General features: G+C 61.0%; 1 protein-coding gene. It reads right to left on the bottom strand.

The window, feature by feature from the left end; genetic code table 11:
• Positions 1-158: 158 nt before the first annotated feature.
• Positions 159-254 (bottom strand): IS3 family transposase (locus HUW62_RS48010; protein WP_147449029.1); only part of this gene is annotated, 96 nt, incomplete at its 5' end.

Below are 254 nucleotides of genomic sequence, written 5' to 3'. Positions count from 1 at the left end.
CCACCTTCCAGAGGAGGATGCTGCCGCTCATGAGCGAGGTGGAAAGACTCCTGGAGGAGGTCGTGGAGGTGTGCCCGAAGTCGGTGGCCGGCACCGCCAGGCAAATCCTCAAGCGCAAGGAGTCTCTTGGGCGTGATCCGGTTCGGTGGACAGGTTGACTACGCCGCTGCTCTTTCGAACTCAGCCGGCGCAGCGTAGCCGATTGCCGAGTGCATGCGTTGCTGGTTGTAGAAGACCTCGATGTAGTCGAACAG

Origin of the sequence: Myxococcus sp. AM011 (genome assembly GCF_013372595.1) — a bacterium.
Lineage (GTDB): Bacteria > Myxococcota > Myxococcia > Myxococcales > Myxococcaceae > Myxococcus > Myxococcus eversor.
This window is presented reverse-complemented; position numbering and strand designations above follow the sequence as displayed.